General features: G+C 56.3%; 13 protein-coding genes. 8 read left to right on the plus strand and 5 right to left on the minus strand.

Annotation, left to right across the window (positions count from 1 at the left end):
- Window positions 1-15 precede the first annotated feature (15 nt).
- On the plus strand, window positions 16-690 hold the full coding sequence (locus tag KI797_RS02025; RefSeq protein WP_041206463.1) for a transglutaminase-like cysteine peptidase: 675 nt from the start codon (window positions 16-18) through the stop codon (window positions 688-690).
- Here KI797_RS02025 and KI797_RS02030 read toward each other — a convergent pair.
- Both KI797_RS02030 and KI797_RS02035 read right to left on the minus strand, forming a co-directional pair.
- Window positions 685-1,626 (minus strand): TAXI family TRAP transporter solute-binding subunit, encoded by a 942-nt coding sequence (locus KI797_RS02030; protein WP_171275371.1) that lies wholly within the window; start codon window positions 1,624-1,626, stop codon window positions 685-687. The genes KI797_RS02025 and KI797_RS02030 overlap by 6 nt on opposite strands.
- Window positions 1,623-2,921 carry a LapD/MoxY N-terminal periplasmic domain-containing protein gene (locus KI797_RS02035; protein ID WP_226171226.1) on the minus strand — a complete coding sequence of 433 codons (1,299 nt, stop codon included), beginning with the start codon at window positions 2,919-2,921 and terminating at the stop codon, window positions 1,623-1,625. The genes KI797_RS02030 and KI797_RS02035 overlap by 4 nt, the downstream gene beginning before the upstream one ends.
- 270 nt (window positions 2,922-3,191) lie before the next feature.
- On the opposite strand from KI797_RS02035, the gene mepM reads away from it, so the two are divergent.
- A complete protein-coding gene (gene mepM / locus KI797_RS02040; protein ID WP_226171227.1) occupies window positions 3,192-4,529 on the plus strand; it encodes a murein DD-endopeptidase MepM in 1,338 nt (445 codons plus the stop codon).
- A gap of 66 nt (window positions 4,530-4,595) precedes the next feature.
- On the opposite strand, the gene KI797_RS02045 is transcribed toward mepM, so the two are convergent.
- Complete coding sequence (locus tag KI797_RS02045; protein WP_005324551.1) at window positions 4,596-5,540, minus strand: D-2-hydroxyacid dehydrogenase; 945 nt, start codon at window positions 5,538-5,540, stop codon at window positions 4,596-4,598.
- Window positions 5,541-5,701: 161 nt separating this feature from the next.
- Between KI797_RS02045 and KI797_RS02050 the strand changes: the two genes are divergently transcribed.
- Window positions 5,702-6,283 carry a YjaG family protein gene (locus KI797_RS02050; protein ID WP_042649972.1) on the plus strand — a complete coding sequence of 194 codons (582 nt, stop codon included), beginning with the start codon at window positions 5,702-5,704 and terminating at the stop codon, window positions 6,281-6,283.
- A gap of 65 nt (window positions 6,284-6,348) precedes the next feature.
- Here the strand turns inward: KI797_RS02050 and KI797_RS02055 are convergent, their stop codons facing one another.
- Window positions 6,349-6,828: a MarR family winged helix-turn-helix transcriptional regulator gene (locus tag KI797_RS02055; protein ID WP_041207092.1), complete on the minus strand. Its 480-nt coding sequence runs from the start codon at window positions 6,826-6,828 to the stop codon at window positions 6,349-6,351.
- A gap of 163 nt (window positions 6,829-6,991) precedes the next feature.
- Between KI797_RS02055 and KI797_RS02060 the strand changes: the two genes are divergently transcribed.
- Together KI797_RS02060 and KI797_RS02065 are read left to right on the plus strand one after the other, a co-directional pair.
- Entirely contained in the window at window positions 6,992-7,519 is a 528-nt protein-coding gene (locus KI797_RS02060; protein WP_025325616.1) for a hypothetical protein, read from the plus strand.
- A 9-nt stretch (window positions 7,520-7,528) separates the two neighbouring features.
- Window positions 7,529-9,127 (plus strand): BCCT family transporter, encoded by a 1,599-nt coding sequence (locus tag KI797_RS02065; protein ID WP_226171228.1) that lies wholly within the window; start codon window positions 7,529-7,531, stop codon window positions 9,125-9,127.
- A gap of 74 nt (window positions 9,128-9,201) precedes the next feature.
- Here the strand turns inward: KI797_RS02065 and mutS are convergent, their stop codons facing one another.
- Window positions 9,202-11,757, minus strand: a complete 2,556-nt coding sequence (gene mutS / locus KI797_RS02070; protein WP_226171229.1) for a DNA mismatch repair protein MutS — start codon at window positions 11,755-11,757, stop codon at window positions 9,202-9,204.
- 212 nt (window positions 11,758-11,969) lie between these two features.
- On the opposite strand from mutS, the gene KI797_RS02075 reads away from it, so the two are divergent.
- The 3 genes from KI797_RS02075 (at window position 11,970) to KI797_RS02085 (ending at window position 15,448) form a co-directional block, all read left to right on the plus strand.
- Window positions 11,970-13,262: a tyrosine-type recombinase/integrase gene (locus tag KI797_RS02075; protein ID WP_226171232.1), complete on the plus strand. Its 1,293-nt coding sequence runs from the start codon at window positions 11,970-11,972 to the stop codon at window positions 13,260-13,262.
- 955 nt (window positions 13,263-14,217) lie between these two features.
- The gene (locus KI797_RS02080; RefSeq protein ID WP_158196628.1) at window positions 14,218-14,415 is read left to right on the plus strand and encodes a helix-turn-helix transcriptional regulator; all 198 of its coding nucleotides are present in this window, start codon (window positions 14,218-14,220) and stop codon (window positions 14,413-14,415) included.
- Between the two features lie 217 nt (window positions 14,416-14,632).
- Window positions 14,633-15,448 (plus strand): hypothetical protein, encoded by an 816-nt coding sequence (locus KI797_RS02085; protein WP_128313540.1) that lies wholly within the window; start codon window positions 14,633-14,635, stop codon window positions 15,446-15,448.
- Window positions 15,449-16,137: the final 689 nt, after the last annotated feature.

The following is a 16,137-nucleotide window of genomic DNA, read 5'->3' on the forward strand; positions in this document are numbered from 1 at the left end:
TATGGAGTGTCAGTTATGAGATGGTTGCTTGTCCCCACCTGCACGCTGGTAGTGTTGAGTGCCAACGTGCAGGCCTCCCGCCTCTCCGAGCACCTTGCCAGCCCTGAGCTGAAGGTCAAAATGCAGGAAGTGTATGGTGCCCGGGCCATCCAGCGCGCCGAGGCCTTTTCACGCCTGCTCACACCCAGGGCGGGTACGACGGATCAGCAGAAGCTGGAACTGGTCAACAACTACTTCAACAATCTGACCTACAGCGAGGATCCCAGGCTATGGGGAGATGAGGACTACTGGGCCAATCCACTGGAATTTATCGGGGCCAGGGGGGGGGACTGCGAGGATTACAGCATCTCCAAGTACTACACCCTGATGGAACTCGGCGTCGACGAGAAGAAACTGCGGCTGGCCTATGTGAAGGCGATCCGCTACAACCAGTTTCACATGGTTACGCTCTACTTCCCGACGACCAAGTCCGATCCCTTGGTGCTGGACAACATCAACGGTCGTATCCTGCCCGGCAGCCAGCGAAATGATCTGCAACCCGTGTACAGTTTCGATGCCAAGAGCATCTGGGTCATGAAGTCACGTCGTGAGGGAACCCTGGCCGGGAGTGCCGATCGCCTGACCCAGTGGACGTCGATGCAGAGCCGCTTCTCCAGCGAGCATCTGCGTGCTCCCCGTCGCCAGCTATAGCTTGCCTGCGGCTTTCAACTCCTCGAAATACCTCGCTGCCCCCGGATGCTGAGTGACGCTGAGCACCGGGCCTGTTTTGTTGCGCGCCTTGTGAAACAGGTTGGCATAGCCATAGGTCTGCTCGTTGAAGCTGGTCTGCTGGCTCAGCATCGCCTTGGTCAGGCGATAGACATCCTTATCCGGCGTGATGGCATTGGTCACCAGAGTGGCGGCGATGGCAAAGGTGGGGGTGGCTTTCAGATTGCCGGGATAGATGCGGGCCGGTATCTGACTGCGCTGATAATATTTGACGCCTTGTAACAATTGCTCCCGGATTGTGCCCTCGACGGACATGAAACGGATGGCACAGCGCTTGGATGTCTCCAGCACGATCCGGTTGGGGTGACCCATCACCAGTCCATAGGCATCGATCTGTTTGCTGCACAAGGCTTCGGATAGATTGGCCACGCTCTTCAGATCGAGATCCTGTTCCTTTGCCCCCAGCACGCTGAACAGTGCCAATGCTGTTTGACGGGTACCCGAATTCTTCAGCCCCATGTCGATGGGGGCCAGCTTGAGTTGCTCCAGAGTGGTGATATCGCCATCGGCCCGCACCACTATGGTGAAAGGCTCGGCATGGGTGGCAAAGAGGGTTCTCAATTCGGGCTGGGGTTGCCTGGCAAATGGCCCCGTGCCCTGACTGGCCTGATAGAGCCAGTCAGACTGGACGAGGGCGTAGGGGATCTCTCCGGCTTGCAGCAGACGTAGATTTTCGATGGAGCCCGAACTGGCCTGCGGTTTGCACTGCACTGTGGGGTCGCTCTTGTGAGCCAGCCGGCAGAATTCCTTGATGACCTGGTAATAGATGCCCTGTTCTCCTCCCGTGCCAATGGTCACGGATGCTGCGTGCAGACTGGGCTGCCACAGCAGGGCAAGCAATAGGATGGGGAGTTTCATGATGCCTCCTGGCTGGCATAGCCATCGATGCCCCAACTGCGCAGGGTGTCCACGTCGTTGATGTCACCGGCTTCTGCCAGCAGGGTATAGCCGGAGGCATGCAGGCACTGGGAAAGCAGGTTCCAGTAGAGGGGGGCCTGAGTCAGCTGGCAACTGATGAAGACTGGCTTGATGGGGTCGAGCTTTGTCAGGTTGTCGTTGTTCATGGGCACATTGCTGAATGCCATCTCGATCCCCAGAGCCTGAAGTGCACCCAGACGCTCCTCAGCCATGGGAGGGAAGCTTGTCAGATCCCAGCGCCAGTCCAGAATTTTTCCCCTGGCGCTGGCCAAGGAGGATGAAAACTGTGTCCAGTCGGGATGATTGATCAGGCTGAGGGGGAGCTGGATCCCTTCCGTCTTCTGGGTCAGCCAGTCGTGGATCAGCGTCCGGATTTCATCCGGCGAGCTGTCTGTGGTGGGGGGGGTCTTGGGCAGCAACCGGCTATACAGTCGGATGTGTCCTTGAGTGGAGAAAAAGTGTTGCAGATACATGCCGTTGGCGATGTCGGTCAACCCAGTGAGTTTCTGATGAGCCCGAAGACTGTCATGTTTGCCGAGCTGGGTGATCTTGAGTCTTTGCTGCAGCAGATCTCGTTTACGCTCGGAGACCAGTTGATTGATGGAAGCCACGACCTCCTGCAGCTCACGAAGCCATGGAGTTGGCAGAGTACCGCTGAACTGGCGTTTGCGGATCTGCACCAGTTGCAGGCTGACTTGTTCGAGAGGGCGCAACAGGCGGTTGCACACCCAGGTGATGACCAGAGTGAATACCAGCAGACCCGCGAGCAGTGCCAGCCCGGTGCGGCTGATGGCGTTCCAGAGGTGCTGGTAGGCATACCCTTCGTGTCCTTCGAGGGTGAGGGTGCCCAGAATGCGCCAGCCATCGGTGAGTTCCTGCTCGACCTTGACCGGCGGCATGTGGACGACAGTCGGCAGCCAGACGGGAATATTTTGCTGGGCCGTGTGGAAGACTTTCTGGAACAGCAACTGGCCATCGGGATCCAGCAGTGTGACCGAGCTGACGAAACCGCCATCGAACATGGCGTTGACGATGGTTTCCGCCAGCACCTTGTCGTCGTTGAGCAGGGTACCTTGCAGCACCAGGCCGAGTGCCGTGATGGCCGTCTCCAGGTTGGCCGACATCTGATCGAGGATGGATTGCCGTACCGTGGTGATCTCCAGCATGAGCAGCAGGATGGCACCTATGGCGAACAGGATTAGAATGATTACATTTAACAATCTTGCCAATGACATACCCACTCCCTGGAAATGTTTTTGCAACATCTGGCCGCCCGGGGGTGAACGCACCCGGACTTGGTTCTTAAAAATAGAAAAAATTGGCTGAAAAAGGCGATCATTTCTGCCCATGCGAGAAGGTTATGCATAAAATGTGAGTTTCGTGCATATCGTGATGAACTTTTTGTAAGTATTTGGGTCTAAAACCCAGATATTCGGTTTTCATAATAAAAAATCATAAAAACAGACCCACAACTACCACCCTTAGATCTAATAACAGGATAGCGGATGAAACGTCTCCGTCCCTTGGTAGCGCAGGCTGCCAACTGGGAACCCCCGGTTCCCCGCAAACATTTTTATGCCATGCTATTGCTCACGGCCATGACGCTGTCAGCGGTAGCCGTATTGCCGGCTCCAGGTGACATCCTTGAGCGGCCATTGCGTCTGGAGTTGCCCATTGCCACCACTGGTACCGCAACCAACGAAGACAACACCGACTTCAACGATATCCCCGACCACGAACTGGTGGAAGCAGCGGCGCCGGAAGATGACATTCCGGCCGACGGCACGCCCCAGTGGCAGGATTATCGGGTACGTAACGGCGAGAATCTGACCACCATCTTCAACAATCTCGGCCTCTCCACCACCACCCTCTACAAGGTGCTGGATGCGGATGCCAAGAATAATCTGGCCCGCCTCAAGCCCGGTCAGACCATCGAGTTGCTGATCGATCAGGACAACATACTGCAGCAGCTGAAGATCCGTCTGAATATCAAGCAAACCCTGGTGCTGGAGCGAACCGATGACACTTACAGCGCCAACATGCTCAATGAAGAGGTTGAGTGGCAGCAGAAGAGTTATGACGGCGTCATCAATGGCAGCTTCTACGTCAGCGCCCGCAACGCGGGGATCCCGGCCAACCACATCCAGAAGATTGCCAACCTGTTCCAGTGGCGCCTGAATTTCGCCAAGGATCTGCAAAAAGGCGACAAGTTCAAGGTGTTGGTGAGACAGGAGACGGTCGAGGGCAAGAGCACGGGCAACACCCAGCTGCTGGGAGTGGAAGTGTTCAGCCAGGGTAAGACGGTATCGGCCTGGCTGTCGGAAGATGGCAACTATTATGACGGCCAGGCGAACAGCCTGGAGCGAGGTTTCCGCCGTTACCCGACCCATAGTCGCTATCGGGTCAGCTCCAACTTCAACCCGGCCCGGCGCCATCCCATTACCGGCCAGGTTCGCCCCCATGAGGGGACTGACTTTGCTCTGCCGGTGGGGACGCCCGTGATGGCGACCGGCGACGGTGTCGTGCTCAAGGCGACCCGTCACCCCCTCGCGGGAACCTATGTGGTGATCAAGCACGGTCGTACCCTGATGACTCGCTATCTGCATCTGAGCAAGCTGCTGGTCAAACCCGGCCAGAAGGTGAAGATGGGAGACAAGATAGCGCTCTCCGGCAACACGGGCCGCTCTACCGGCGCTCATTTGCACTATGAGGTGCGGCTCAACAACCGTCCGGTGGATGCCATGAAGGTCAAGCTGCCGATGGCGGAACCGCTTTCCGGCAAAGACAAGCGCCAGTTCCTTGCCAAGGTGAAGAGCTATCGCAAGGAGATGGAGGCGGGTTAATCCCCTCTCTCCGGATACCAAAAGGCCCTGCCAATCTGGCGGGGCCTTTTTGCTGGAGGCCTGGGCTCAGTAGCCCTTGTCGAAGTCGATGCGGCCATCGAGCTGTTGACCGTCGATGAAGCGGATGTAGTTGCGGATGAAGATCTGGGCCACATCTTCCGGGAAGCTGTAGGCGCTGTTGTGGGGAGTGAGGATGAGATTGGGCTGATGCCAGAGCGGGCTGTCGGCGGGCAGGGGCTCCTGCTCGAACACATCCAGCACAGCCGTACCAAGCTTGCCGCCGTGCAATGCTGCCAGCAGGTCGCCTTCATGGACGGCATTGCCCCGGCCGACGTTGAAGAAAATGGCGCCCGGTTTGCAGTGATTGAACCGATCGGTGGTGAACAGATGGCGGGTCTCGCGGGTCGCTGGCAGTACGCTGACGATGACGTCTGCCTGGGCCAGCATCTTGTTCAGCGCCGGCAGCTGATACACCTGATCAAAGCCCGCGCGCTCATTGCCACCGTGGCTGATGCCGAGCACTCGCATGCCGAAGTGCTTGGCGGTGTGTGCGATGTGCTGACCTATGCTGCCGGTGCCCAAGATCAACATGGTGCGTCCCTTGAGCCCCAGGTAGGGATGGCTCTGCCACAGTCGCTGCTGCTGCTGTTCGCGGTAGAGTGGCAACTGTCGCGACAGGCTGAGCAGGTGGCCGAACACATACTCGCTCATCAGCGGCCCGAAGATGCCGCGCACATTGGTGAGCAGGTAATCACGGCGGCAGCTGGCATCCAGCAGCACGTCGACCCCGGCGTAGGTAGACTGGAGCCAGCTCAGCCTGTCGGCTTTGGCCAGCAGGGGTCTGGCCCGTGCCGGCTCAGCCATCAGGATATGGGCATCACCGATCAGCTTCTCGGCGTCGCTCTGGTTGTCGGCCCGCAGTATGTGCAGATGAGGAAGGCGGGCGGCCTTGAGCAGGCGTTCATAGTGGTTGTTGTCCTGGCTGAGCAGAAGCAGGGTACGTTGACTCATACTCTTGTTCCTTATCATGTTTACGGCACGGAGGAGGAGGGGTCTGTCCTCATCTTACCCCAGTTGATCGGGCAAGATAGTCGACCAGGGCGCTTTTTCGTTTTCGCCACGCCCCTCGTGGGCTACAATCTGCCCCACATTTTGCAAAGGATCCGACTCCAGTGTTTGGTGACAAGTTTTATAAGCGACTGGCCGAGCTACAGCCTTGGCAGCAGACCGTCTACACCCTGGCGCTGGCAGAGCGCATGTATCCCAACTATGCGCTGTTTACCCAGGCCTCCGGCTTCGGGGATGCGAAGGCATTTCGCCACGCGTTGGATCAGATGTGGAATTACCTGACGGTTAAAGGTTCCCGCGTCAATCTGGGAGCAATTCTGGAGGCGTTTGAAGTCTATATTCCCGAGCCTGGCAAATTTGAGTCTTACGGTGCCTATCCGGCGCTGGATGCCTGTGTGGCGCTGGGTTGTGCCTACAACTCGGTGATCTGCCGGGTGGGTGAAGAGGCCAATGATGCCAGCCATGCCTCGGTCGGTACCGTGGCCGGTTTCATCGAGATGCTGGAAGAGCGGGATCTCAGTGACGAAGAGCTCTACGAGCATGAATACATGGAAGCCGAGCTGGAGTTCCAGGTCGAGTTGCTCAAGCGGGTCGCCCATGAGCGCGACAGTGATCGTATCCTGGCCATTCGCACCTTCGCGGCCCAGGACGGCGTCTCCAACATAGGCATCAGCCTGGAAGAGTGATCTCTCCGTCCGCTCCCCATAAAAAAAGCTCCCATTCGGGAGCTTTTTTTATGGCCGTCGTTTGTTCAGGCGCGCTCTTCGGTGAGCGGCCTGACGCTCAGCACGGGCGCCGCGTCGATGCCGTCGGCATTCATCATGGCCGAGATCCGTTGCAGGGAGGAGAGTAGCAGTCCCTGTTCCCAGTTCTCCAGGGCCTGGAAGCGCTGGATGAAGCTCTCCTGCAGCGGGGTAGGGGCCTGGGCAAGCAGGGCGCGCCCCGCGTCAGTCAGTGTCGCATGCACCTTGCGTTTGTCGGTCTCACTGCGAATGCGCTGCACCAGCTGGCGGCTCTCGAGCCTGTCCATGATGGTGGTCGCGGTGGCCTGGCTCATGTTGGTGTGATCGGCGAGCTGGCGCATGGAGATCTGGCCAAGCTCGTTGATCCCCTTTAGCAGCAGGAGCTGCGGCGAGGTCAGCCCGGCCTCCTTGATCAGGCGCTTGGAGTGCATGTCGATGGCACGGATGATCTGGCGCAGAGCAACCAGCACTTCATCATGTTTTTCCATGGAGTCGGGGTCATCGCAGGGCAGTTGAGAGGCGCAAAATTCTCCGCCTAATCCACAACAAGGTCAATATGGTTTTTGGTGTAATCATTTCTGCTCTAATGAATTTTATGTTAGGTTATTGGACAATTGCCGCATTTAAACCCGATATTTGAGGAGTGACATCATGAATGACGACCTGGATATCAAGTCCCTGGTTGCCGATCTTCGCGTGGTCAGGGTCCGCTATGAACTGCCTGACACCTCGGCTTTCGTGCGTTATCAGCCCGCCTATGACGAGGATCCCAACAACCTGCAAGTGCATCACTATGATGGTGAGCTGCCGCTCTCCTGCAGCGACACAGGTTCTTTTAGTCTAAAGGAGTTGGTGAACGAATTGCGCTACGCCTATGTGCTGGTGCACCTCTTCCCCGACGAGAGCGCCATGAATTTCTACCTGGCCGGTCTGGACAATGGTCTGGCCCAGCTTGAGTTCATCGGCGGCTCCTATGACTTCAACCGGCTCTGGATCACCAGCGGTGTCTCCAGTCTGGGGGTGCCCATGGCCATCTTCCTCGGCAAGCGTCACGCCGTGAACGGCCAGCCTTCGGTCACCCTGGTGGATCACCGCGAGCGGGTGGCGGGTCGACTGGTCTATCGCGCCATCGGTGGTGCGGGGGATCACGTGGGTGAAGATTTTTTCAACAATGACTAAGGAGGCCAGATGAGAGCAACCAAAGGGCTATTGAAAGGCCTCAATCCCACTATGGCCATGACGGCCCTGACCGTCGTGACCCTGTTCCTGTTGTTCGGGGTGTTTGACCCGGATACCGCGGGAACCTGGTTCACCGGCGCCAAGGACACCATCATTGCTGGCTTCAAGTGGTACTACATTCTGGTGGTTGCCCTGTTCCTGTTCTTCGCCGTCTATCTGATGTTCAGCCGTTTTGGCAGCATTCGACTGGGCGACGACGACCAGGTACCGGAGTTCGGCTACTTCGCCTGGTTCTCCATGCTGTTCAGCGCAGGCATGGGCATAGGCCTGGTGTTCTGGAGCATCGCCGAGCCCATGTATCACCTGCAGGGCAACCCCTTCGTCACCGAAGGGATGACGCCGGAAGCGGCCCAGATGGCCATGCGCCTCACCTTCTTCCACTGGGGTCTGCACCCCTGGGCCATCTATGTGATCGTCGGCCTGTCGCTGGCCTTCTTCAGCTACCGCCGCAAGTTGCCGCTGGCCATTCGCTCCGTGCTCTACCCCATTCTCGGCGAGCGGATCTACGGCTTCTGGGGCCATGCCGCCGACGTGCTGGCGGTGTTCGGTACCGTGTTCGGGGTAGCGACCTCCTTGGGTCTTGGCGTCTCCCAGATGAACACCGGCCTCAACCAGATGTTCGGCATGGAAGTCTCCCAACAGAGCCAGCTCTGGCTCATCGGCGGCATCAGTTTGATCGCCACCCTGTCGGCCATCTCCGGCGTGGGGCGCGGGGTGAAGATCCTATCCGAGCTCAACATCTGGCTCAGCGCCTTCATCCTCGCTCTCTTCCTGGTGCTGGGACCGACCACCTACATCCTCAATGCCTATGTGCAGAACATTGGCGACTACCTGCAGAACATCGTCAAACTGAGCTTCTGGACCAACACCGAAGCCAACGGCACCTCGGCCTGGCAATCGAGTTGGACCGCCTTCTACTGGGGCTGGTGGATAGCCTGGGCCCCCTTCGTCGGCATGTTCATCGCCCGCATCTCCAAGGGGCGCACCATTCGCGAGTTCGTGCTCGGCGTACTGCTGGTGCCCTCCCTGCTCGGCATGTTCTGGCTCACAGTGTTCGGCGGTACCGCGATGCATCTGGAACTGTTCGGCGGCGGTGGCGTGGTGGTGGCAGTCAATCAGGACGTGACCCTGGCGCTCTACAAGACGGTGGAACTGATGCATTGGGAGACCTTCGGCTGGATTGCCAAGGGGGTGCTGACCCTGCTTATCTGCACCTACTTCATCACCTCCAGCGACTCGGGGACGCTCGTGATTACGACGCTGCTCTCCATCGGCGATCAGGATCCCCCCGTATTGCACCGCGCCATCTGGGGACTGGGTCAGGGGCTGGTGGCTGCCATCTTGCTGGTCTCCGGCGGCCTGGCGGCCTTGCAGGCGGCCAGCATCATAGCCGCGCTGCCCTTCTCGCTGATCATGCTGGCCATGTGCTATTCGCTGATGCAGGGGCTCAAGCAGGAGAGTCAGCACCAGTTCGAATACCGGCAGAAGCTCAAGCGCCATCCCGGCTCGGTCAATCTGAGCCTGCTGGATCGCATAGGCCCGGGCTGATGGCCCACTGCCAACCAGGAAAAAAAGGGGAACCTCTCGGTTCCCCTTTTGCATGCTTGCGCGGCAGTCGGTGCTTATAGCATCTGTTTGAGGCGATAGAGCAGGTCGAGGGCCTGACGGGGGGTTAGCTCGTCCGGGCGCACCGCTTCCAGCTCTTCCACCACCGGATGGATCTGCGGGGTGAGAGCCACCGGGGCCGGGCGGCTTTCACCGGCGGCCACCGGAGTGGCGCTCTCCAGCTCATGCAGTTTGTGGCGGGCCTGCTGGATCACCGATTTCGGCACCCCCGCCAACGCCGCCACCTGCAGGCCGTAGGAGCGGCTGGCTGCCCCCTCCTGCACCGCATGCATAAAGGCGATGGTGTCGCCGTGCTCCACTGCATCCAGATGGACGTTGGCCAGCCCGCTCATCAGCTCGGGCAGGCGGGTCAGCTCGAAGTAGTGGGTGGCGAACAGGGTATAGGCGCCAATCTTGCTCGCCAGCTGTTCGGCGCAGGCCCACGCCAGCGAGAGGCCGTCGTAGGTGCTGGTGCCGCGGCCAATCTCGTCCATCAGCACCAGACTGCGGGCGGTAGCGTTGTTGAGGATGTTGGCGGTCTCGGTCATCTCCACCATAAAGGTGGAGCGGCCGGAGGCGAGATCGTCCGATGCCCCGATCCGGGTGAAGATGCGATCGATGGGGCCGATGCGGGCGCTGTCGGCGGGCACGAAGGCACCGATATGGGCCAGCAGCACGATCAGCGCAGTCTGGCGCATGTAGGTCGATTTACCGCCCATGTTGGGACCGGTGATGATCAGCATCCGCCGTTCCCGCTCCAGCCGGATGGGGTTGGCGATAAAGGGATCGCTCATCACCTGCTCCACCACCGGATGGCGGCCCGCTTCGATCAGGATCTGATCCTCGTCGATGAGCGTCGGGCAGCGGTAGTCGAGGGTCTCGGCCCGCTCGGCCAGATTGGCCAGCACGTCCAGCTCCGCCAGTGCGGCGGCGGACTCCTGCAGATCGCCGAGGTGGGGTAGCAGGGCATCGAGCAGCTCTTCGTAGAGCCGTTTTTCCAGCGTCAGCGCCTGAGCCTGTGCTGTGAGCACCTTGTCCTCGTACTTCTTCAGCTCATCGATGATGTAGCGTTCGTTGTTCTTGAGGGTCTGACGGCGGATGTAGTGGGCCGGCACCAGATGGCTGTTGGCCCGGCTTACCTCGATATAGAAGCCGTGCACCTTGTTGTAACCCACCTTGAGGGTGTTGATGCCGGTCAGCAGCTTCTCCCGCTCCTCGATGCGGGCGAGGCTGGCGGTGGCGCCGTTGGCCAGATCCCGCAGCTCGTCCAGCTCCTGATTGAAGCCGTCACGGATGACGCCGCCATCGCGGATCAGCACCGGTGGCACCTCCATGATTGCACGCTCCAGCAGGTCGAGCAGTTCAGGGAAGGTACTGGCGCGCTCGGCCAGCTGTTGCACCGCTTCGTGCTCGTTATCCGCCAGCAGGCGCTGCAACTCGGGCAGCTGGGCGAACGCCTGCCGCAGGCGGGTGAGATCGCGCGGGCGAGCCGAGCGCAGGGCGAGACGGGCCAGTACCCGCTCCACGTCGCCCACCTGACGCAGCAGGTTGCCCAGCTCATCGTAGAGGTTCTGCTCGATCAACTCCTTGATGGTGCTCTGGCGGCCTTTGAGGATCACCCGATCGCGGATCGGCTGGTGGATCCAGCGCTTGAGCAGGCGGCTGCCCATGGGGGTGGCGGTGCGATCCAGCACCTCGGCCAGGGTATTTTCATAGCCTCCGGCCAGATTCTGGGTCAGCTCCAGATTGCGGCGGGTGGCGGCATCCATGATGACGGCATGATCCGGCTGCTCGAGGCGCACGCTGCGGATGTGGGGCAGGGCGGTGCGCTGGGTGTCTTTGACGTACTGCATCAGGCAACCGGCGGCGCACAGGGCGGTCTCGCTCTTGTCGACGCAAAAGCCCACCAGATCCTGGGTGCCGAACTGCTGGCAAAGCAGCTTGCGGGCGGTGCCCAGCTCAAACTCCCACTCCGGGCGGCGGCGCAGGCCACGGCGACCCTCGATGTGGTGCAGGAACTCGAATGATTCGGGATAGAGCAGCTCAGCCGGATTGGTGCGTTGCAGCTCCGCCAGCAGGGTCTCCTCTTTCTCGAACTGGTTGATGAAGAAGCGGCCGGAGCCGATGTCCAGGGTGCCGTAACCGAAGCGGCGGCCATCGTGATAGACGGCGGCGATCAGGTTGTCCTGCCGCTCGCTGAGCAGCGCCTCATCGGAGACGGTGCCCGGGGTGATGATGCGAATGACCTTGCGCTCCACCGGCCCCTTGCTGGTAGCGGGATCTCCCACCTGCTCGCAGATGGCTGCGGATTCACCGAGCTGTACCAGCTTGGCCAGATAGCCCTCGATGGCGTGATAGGGCACCCCCGCCATCGGGATGGGGCTGCCCGCCGACTGGCCGCGCTTGGTCAGGGAGATATCGAGCAGTTGGGACGCCTTGCGGGCATCGTCATAGAACAGCTCGTAGAAGTCGCCCATCCGGTAGAACAGCAGGATTTCCGGGTTCTCGGCCTTGAGGCCAAGGTACTGCTGCATCATTGGTGTGTGATTGTGAAGATTCTCTATTGCTGACATGCAGTTGTCTCGTCATAAATGCTTAATTAACAAGGTGTTGTGTTGATTGCATGGTATCTTGTTTGCTCTGAGAGTCTCACTCGATCTCACCCAATCGCAGGCGAAAGTGTAGGTTGAAATGTAGGTTTTTGTTTTGTAGCCTACAGTGACATTGAGCCCTATGCATACGGTCAGGTTAGGAACCCGTATGCATCAGCCACAGGAGGCCGGTTATGTCAGCGGATAAGGGTAACAAAGCACTGTCCTTCAGGGCAATTGAAGTCATGAAGCCATCAGATAGCGATAAGGCTGACAATGGGGTCAACAGAGGGCTTCGTGTTACCTGTGGGAAAACAGGTAAAAAGACATTTTTCTATCGTTATACGAGTCCAGTAACACATAAGTTAATTCAGATCTCACTTGGCGTATTTCCAGCCGTATCCTTAGAGCAGGCCCGTATTAAACTTCGGGAGCTAAAGCTCATCAGGCAACAAGGCCGATGTCCGGCTACCGAGGCTAGGGCGACAGCACTTGAGCTTAAACAGCAAATCAAGAATGAAAGCGAACTGGGAAAGTTTACCCTTCAAGCGATGATCGAGCTTTATCTACAGAAGCATATAGAAGATCAAGTCTTGCCTAATGGCACGATAAAGAGCGGAGCAAGGAAAAAGAAGGGACAGGATGAGGCTAGGCGCACTCTTTACGGTGATGCTGTCCCGAAGCTTGGTGATCGATTAGCTCGTGATGTGAATCGGCAAGATGTTATTGATCTTGTTATGTCCATCGTGAATCGAGGCGCTAATGTTCAGGCTGGAAATGTATTGCGCGAAATTCTAGCTGCTTACGATTATTCGATGGGGATGGGAAAGTTTGACGATCAATTTATCAACCCTGCACTCCAAGCAAAAGTGAGTTTGGTTCGAACTAAGGTGAAGCTGACATCAAAAAAAGGCAGTCGTTTTTTGAATAACGATGAACTTAGACTTTTTTTGACTTGGCTGCCTAGTTCAAAATTCACTGAAGTTCAAAAAAATATATTTAGAATGACGTTGTGGACCGGATGTAGAACTGGGGAAGTGTGTGAGGCCGCTTGGCGAGATGTTGATCTTGATGAGGGTGTATTTCATATCAGAGAGTCAAAGACCGGTGTGGCAAGAGAGGTTCAACTTCCCCGTCAATGTATAAATTTTCTCAGCGTAAACAAAATAGGAAATAAAGTTTACTTGTTCCCGTCCCAGAGAACTGGAAAGCCAATAAAACAGAAGCAGTTGACGGAAAGTGCATGGGCAATGAGAGAGGGTAATGTGATGCTAGATATACCACGATGGACTCCTCATGATCTCCGTCGAACAGTTAGAACAGGGTTGTCTCGTCTGCAATGTCCCTCTGAAGTTGCAGAAGCAATTCTCGGGCATACTAAGAAAGGTTTGATTGGTACATATGATCTTCATCGATACACCGAGCAAAGCCAAGAGTGGTTACAGCGCTGGGCAGACTATCTGGATACGTTGATGACTTCATCGTAGTGTAGAGAACCGGATTTGGAATCAAGAATCTGGTCGGTCGCATCTGCAACGTTACCCTGTTTCTCCCCCCTTGGCTTGCTGATACAGCTATAGCAAGTGGGCAGAGCGAGACAGGAGGTCCATCGGTACGATTGCACCTTCTAAGGCGCGTAATGACACTTGAATGTCCTTCTGGACATCAAGGAGAGCTCGGCAGTGCTGTTGCGGTGAAAGTCGAACCATTCATATCGGTCATAACGGATCCGTCGTGCAATGATCCAAGTGATCGTTCCATCCAGTGGGCTAGGGAACTACGCCTGAACCAGATCTTGGCCGCACACTTAGCACTTGAAGCCACAGGCTGTTGAGCCCCATTCCCACTATACAACGTAGCCAAATTTCTCAAAATGTGTTACGCGCGCGGGCGCGTTATTACGCGCGTAATAACGCGCGCGCGAACTGCCTCGGGTACGTTGTACGTTGTAGTTCGTATAGTACGTTGTGATGGGGGGAGCATGAGGGACAGTCTGTAGCTGGAGTTAGTGGTCCTTGCTGTCTGCTATGCCCCACGACTCGCCAACAGTGAGGCTGGGTGCAGATATCCCTCGACATCATCGTTACAGAACATGACATCTGATGCGATGAGCGGATTCAACACGTCTCTGATAGTTTGGGTATCCATCTTGCTATCTAGTTGGAAGCTGGCCAGAGGACCAATCATTGTCTTGCTCCACCGAGAACTGGTTCGCCCAATGTCACTACAGCGTCTAGCAGGATGGGATGGTCATGATAGAGGACCTCAAGCTGACGACCTTGCTTCAGGCTCCCTCCTGCTCGTAACTGAAACATAGCCACTATGAAGCTTTCTCCGTGATTCTGTACGTTCAACTAACGACATTGAGGAGAAGAGAATGCGTCACGCCACCCCTGTTTTCGAAATCTGTAAATGACCTTCGACCATTACGAGGAGTCATTTATGAAACATGAAACACGTTTGCTGAACCTGGCCGAAGTTATCGAATGTTGCACCATCTCTCGCGCAACGATCTATCGTCTGATAAAGAAGGGTGACTTTCCAAGTTCAGTTCAACAGAAGGGTTGTCGTCGAGTGATGTGGCGTTCTTCTGATATACAAGGCTGGATGAATGCCCTGCAATATACCAAACCAGAGTGAGTCTTGAATCCTGTTAGTGAATGAACATGCAACATAGAGTGTTGCGCTTGATTGTCCTCTTCACACCCTCAACCATTACCGACGCCCTCTAGTTAAGTTCACTGTTTCACAACAGATCGCTTGTTTCTACTCAATGAGGTTAGAACATGTAGCTGTGCTGGCACATGGGTAGTCTATGGCCTTGAGAACGTACACCACGAATCATTAGGTATTCATAATGAACAAGTTCATGAATGCAAAGATAAGCGATCTTATAGACGTTGAATCATTGCTGCCAAATTTTGAAACTCTCGAAGCATGCTTAAGAGAGAATAGCGTGCGAATAGGCAAGCTTTCTAGATCGAGTAACTATAAAGCGAGGCAGCTTGCTGAAAAGCTATTAGATTGTGATGAAGAGGAACCTTGTTATAGTTTGGCATGCCATGAATGCGTAAGACGATTACGACTAAGGAAGATAAGCCAACTAGTACGTTTTAGTGAGGATTACACTGAGTGGAACATTGCAACCTTCATCTATTTTGATGAAATGGTTCGTGAGTTAGAACACCTCAATATCAAGCGTTTGAAAGGCCGGCTTAGTAAACAATTAGAGCGTGCAGGTGTGAAAGATGTTTTTATAGGCTATTTTGAAGTCGACTATCAAACAGCATATCGCCATTGGATGCCCCACTTCCACCTCCTTGTCAGATGTAAAGACGCCTATTCTCCAGAGTGGATGAGGTTGCGGAGCTTGTTTCAGAAACAAGATGTGCCAAGCAACGTTAACATTCGAAAACACAGCCCTGTTGTGGTTCAGAAACTCGAAGACCCGTTGGCGCAAATTGCTTATATTTGTAAGTTTATGTGGCACCGTGCGGAGTCGTACGTCGATACTAAAGGCCGCAGAAAAACCAAAAAGTATCGATTATCAAACAGTCAATTTGTCGAATCATTACTGAAGTTGAATTCATTGAAATTAGTGGATTTGGAGTTCATGGATGGGATGCGGCAATACGGAACAACGCTGAAGGAGTCTGTCCGTGGTAACAGATGACGGTTCGCGATTCTACCTGGTTGGATTGGCTATACACAGCCATGGAACTGTCTATTCACGTATCTAAGTGGCTAACACTAATCATCAGCCTGCTCAGGCTGGGTTCGCAGGATCGGCGCAGCTTGCACTGACCGATTCGGTTTGGGTGAACTGCGCATTCGATGGTGGATCGTAGCCGCATACTCAGCCGATACCGTGAATGGCGACATCGAACTGGCGTTGCTTGCACAGTAGGGGCAGGATTGTGTATCTGGCGGGCTAAGTAGGTAACATGTCGTGCATTCGACAGCATTGCCTCCCCACTCACTGGCCGCACGAAGTACCTGACTAACGAGCAGTTCTGAACGTTGCAGGCATGCATCTTGGTTCATGGCACGTTGGGCCTCAACAGCCGCCGACAGTAGCTTCCTTTGCGCCGAAAGTGCTTTGGCGGCTGCTACAAACTTGACCTCGTGTTCTGCTCGTCGGGCCTCTTCCAGCGCCCGATGGCGAGCCCTTTCCTGCTCCCATCGGACATTGTCGGTTGCAACTTCAGCGGCCATCTTCTCTGCTGCTCGTTCCCCTAACCTCTCCCCTCGCAGAGAACGGATCCAGGATCTGTTGTCGGAATTGGATAGGACCGCATACTCGAATGTTGCTGGGTCATTGATCAGCTCAAGTGTCAGTCGACTGAGATCGATCTCTATCGC

Source organism: Aeromonas media, from assembly GCF_020423125.1.
GTDB classification, from domain to species: domain Bacteria; phylum Pseudomonadota; class Gammaproteobacteria; order Enterobacterales; family Aeromonadaceae; genus Aeromonas; species Aeromonas media.